We start from the raw sequence: 3,413 nt of genomic DNA, 5'->3' as shown, positions 1-3,413 counted from the left end.
CTTACTCTTAGCTTTAGCTAGGTTTGAGTAAGTTTTTCGGAGCCGAAGTTATTCTTCGTAAATTGTCACGATAACTTGGAGACATGAACCATTCCCGTTTGGATACCAGAGTTTTTAACAATAGTATTGACTTTATCGGTCAAGTCATGCATATCGCCATGCTTCTCGGTGGCAAGTTGAATATAGGCTGACGCTGTAGCGCTTCCAAGACTTCTAACCCATTCCCTGCGACATCCGCTCGATATCCCATCCGTATAAAGTCTTCGTCTTTGTGGTTAAGTAGATGTTCTACTGTTGTCCCATAGGCATCTGCGATCGCTTGATTGACTAGGATAAACTGCCCATCGAGATTTTTGGCGAAAATAAAGTGAGGCACTAGATCAATGATTTGGCGCAGCTTTTGCTCACTAGCTTGTAACTGTTCGGCGGCTTGCTTGCGATCGCTAATATCCTCCACTGATCCTTCATAGTACAGCAGTACGCCATTGGCATCCCGTACTGCACGAGTATTTTCACTAATCCAGATAATCCTCCCGTCTTGGCGATATACTTGGGACTCGAAGCTGGAGACAGAACCCTGTTGATGAATTAGGCGTTTAAATTCAGCCCGTTGGTTTTGATCCACATAGAATTGATGTTCACAATCAGTGAGGCTACTGATTAGGGCGGCGGGTGAGGGATAACCATAAATCTGAGCCAGAGCCGGGTTAGCGCTAAGATACCGTCCATCGGGGGTGGTTTGGAAGATCCCCCAACCCGCGTTTTCAAAGATACTGCGATATTTTTCTTCGGCTTCAAACAGGGCTTCGGCAACTTGGATACGTTCTTTAATTTCCCGTTCTAACTTCTGATTCACCTGTGTCAATTCCTGAGTGCGCTCATCCACCCGTTCCTCCAGTTGAGCATTCAGGGTACGCACCTCAGCTTCTGCTTGCTTGCGATCGCGGATTTCCATTTCCAACGCCTGATTCGCCGCTTGCAGTTGAGCGGGGCTGGGTAGCGCCAAGGCTTGGGGAGTCAGCGGAATCAGTACCATCGCCGTGTAACAGGAAACCAAAGCCGTAACCGCTTTAATCAACCCAGAAATCCAGTAATTTGGAAACCAAAGTGTCCAGACTCCCATTGCATGAGTTATCCCACAAGCAATAATAAAAACACCGAATAAGAAAAATACCCGGGGAAACGGGACATCCTGTCGCTGGCTAACAAAGTAAAGCAGGGTGACGGGAATTGAAAAATAAGCCAGGGCGATTAAGGCGTCAGAAATAACATGTAGGGAAACTAAATTCGTTTGCCATAAGTAGCAATGACCGTGGGGAATATACAATAGGGTTGTTAATGAATCTGGCATTGTTAGTCCTTCAATAATTCAGCCGATTGACTCCCTTATCCAAAGGAGTGAATACTCTAGGTTGTTTGGTTGTGTAGGGGCGCATTGCTATGCGCCCTTGCGCCCTTGATTGGGTGACACTGTTCTCATTTGCTCTGGCAATTATGATTTATTCAATTCTATCTTTTATCCTATCTTTTATCATCTCATTCGGCAGACAAATTTCTGTTATTGCTAAAGTTGAAAAAGGGCTTTGGTTTTTCCACGACTATGAGTTAAAAAGGATACTATTTACTAGCTTTTCATTGATATTTGCTGCCTTTGCCCTGTATCAAAATCCAGACAATAGGTTTGTTGTAGAATTATCTATTGCCACATTTTTACTGTTAGGTTTTGCCTTTTTTTTCGACATGACCTATATCTTTCCAGAGATTAATCGAGTAGATAAAACCTGGGCAAGCAGCATAAATATTAACGAAAACACCAGAATAATTGGATTAACTATCGGACAAAAGGGTGGCTGCCATCCTGCCTTGATAAGCTGGTTCCACGCCTAGGAGTCTCTACGGGAGCCTGTCAGGGACAAGAGAGTAGCTTTATCGAATCTTTAACCTTTTCCCCCGGAACTTTACCGAAACTTTATAGATCTCACCCTGAGATTGCAGTAATCTTTTTAGTGTAGTAGAGAGTTAAGGTTGACTCCGCCAAATGAACAGAGCGGGGTCTTTTTGTGGGCATGGGGAATCCTTCCAAGGGTTTTGTTACCAAACCCCTACTGTCGGCAGGGTCAACAGGATTGATGAATGTTACAAAAATTAAACATGAAATCCATGTCCATTCATAATTTGGGATGAAAAACAGCACCCTCTGGATTTACCCCCCAGATTTAGGGGGGAACCTGACTAAACTGCCTAGATATGGTGAAATTGATGCATCTGAGTCGCGATCGCAGCACAATTGCCCACCCCTAATCCTGAACCCTGCGGTTTACTCTCACCCAGGTTTCCTGAGAAATCAATCTCCCCATTTTTGGCACAAGGAATTAGCATATAAGGGTGACTAAACTGTACACTCCCTTACAATCCCTAAGGGAAGGTCGCTGGTTCAAGCTCATATGTGGCGCTAGTTTTCAGCACCTCCCTGCCGTTCGTAACCTCACCTTGGCGTATACTCTAGCTGGGGCTGATTGTATTGATGTGGCAGCTGACCCTGCCGTAATTGCGGCGGCAAAGACAGCCTTAGGGGTGGCGACAAGTCTGGTGGAGTCCGGTCAAGCACAAGGCATGGGATACAGTAACCAACCCTGGTTAATGGTCAGTTTAAATGATGGGGAAGATCCCCATTTTCGCAAAGCTGAATTTAATCCCAATGCTTGTCCTCCAGACTGTCCTCGTCCTTGCCAAACGATTTGTCCGGCTCAAGCCATTGTCTTTGAGCCACCGCCAACTCCCCTGGAGCCCCTAAGCCAGGGGAAACCTGACCAACCCCTCACCTATCCTCACTCGCCCAAAGGATTCTCCGGTGTTATTGATCAACGCTGTTATGGCTGCGGACGTTGCTTACCCGTTTGCCCCAGTCAACTGATCTATACTCGCTCCTATGTATCCACCCCCACAACTTTAGCGGAACTGATTCTTTCAACGGGCGTTGATGCTTTGGAAATTCACACCCAAGTCGGGCATTTTACTGACTTTAAACGACTCTGGGGCGCGATCGCTCCCTGGATGCATACCCTGAAGTTGCTGGCTATCAGTTGTCCGGATGGTGAGGGCTTGATTGATTATCTCTGGGAACTTTATCATCTGATCACGCCCTTACCTTGTCCCCTCCTTTGGCAAACCGATGGCAAGCCAATGAGCGGTGATATTGGTACAGGAACCACTCGAAAAGCCGTGAAACTGGCACAAAAGGTGTTATCCGCCAACTTACCTGGATACGTGCAACTGGCGGGTGGAACCAATCACCATACCGTCAGTAAACTCAAAGCAGTAGGACTCCTCAACCCTGCAACCCCAGAAGACGCTACCGCTAACCCCATCCAGCCCTTTGTCGCGGGTGTGGCTTACGGAAGCTATGCCCGGGT

Annotated in this window: 4 protein-coding genes; 2 read left to right on the top strand and 2 right to left on the bottom strand. The window is 46.7% G+C overall.

Annotated elements, in window-relative coordinates:
• Positions 1-139 precede the first annotated feature (139 nt).
• On the bottom strand, positions 140-1,351 hold the full coding sequence (locus ACLFWI_RS28550) for a PAS domain S-box protein (protein ID WP_446415740.1): 1,212 nt from the start codon (positions 1,349-1,351) through the stop codon (positions 140-142).
• Between the two features lie 143 nt (positions 1,352-1,494).
• On the opposite strand from ACLFWI_RS28550, the gene ACLFWI_RS28545 reads away from it, so the two are divergent.
• The gene (locus ACLFWI_RS28545; protein ID WP_446415739.1) at positions 1,495-1,887 is read left to right on the top strand and encodes a hypothetical protein; all 393 of its coding nucleotides are present in this window, start codon (positions 1,495-1,497) and stop codon (positions 1,885-1,887) included.
• Positions 1,888-2,241: 354 nt separating this feature from the next.
• Here the strand turns inward: ACLFWI_RS28545 and ACLFWI_RS28540 are convergent, their stop codons facing one another.
• Entirely contained in the window at positions 2,242-2,379 is a 138-nt protein-coding gene (locus tag ACLFWI_RS28540) for a hypothetical protein (RefSeq protein WP_446409580.1), read from the bottom strand.
• Between the two features lie 6 nt (positions 2,380-2,385).
• On the opposite strand from ACLFWI_RS28540, the gene ldpA reads away from it, so the two are divergent.
• On the top strand, positions 2,386-3,413 hold a 1,028-nt coding region (gene ldpA / locus ACLFWI_RS28535; protein ID WP_446415738.1), incomplete at its 3' end, for a circadian clock protein LdpA.

Source organism: Coleofasciculus sp. (assembly GCF_046539235.1).
GTDB lineage: Bacteria > Cyanobacteriota > Cyanobacteriia > Cyanobacteriales > Coleofasciculaceae > Coleofasciculus.
Note: the sequence above shows the minus strand (reverse complement) of the source record. Positions and strands in the feature narration are given on the sequence as shown.

Bases quoted from the DNA above. Each gene is read 5' to 3' on its own strand.
- ACLFWI_RS28550 (WP_446415740.1), bottom strand. From the start codon at position 1,351: ATGCCAGATTCATTAACAACCCTATTGTATATTCCCCACGGTCATTGC.
- ACLFWI_RS28545 (WP_446415739.1), top strand. From the start codon at position 1,495: ATGATTTATTCAATTCTATCTTTTATCCTATCTTTTATCATCTCATTC.
- ACLFWI_RS28540 (WP_446409580.1), bottom strand. From the start codon at position 2,379: ATGCTAATTCCTTGTGCCAAAAATGGGGAGATTGATTTCTCAGGAAAC.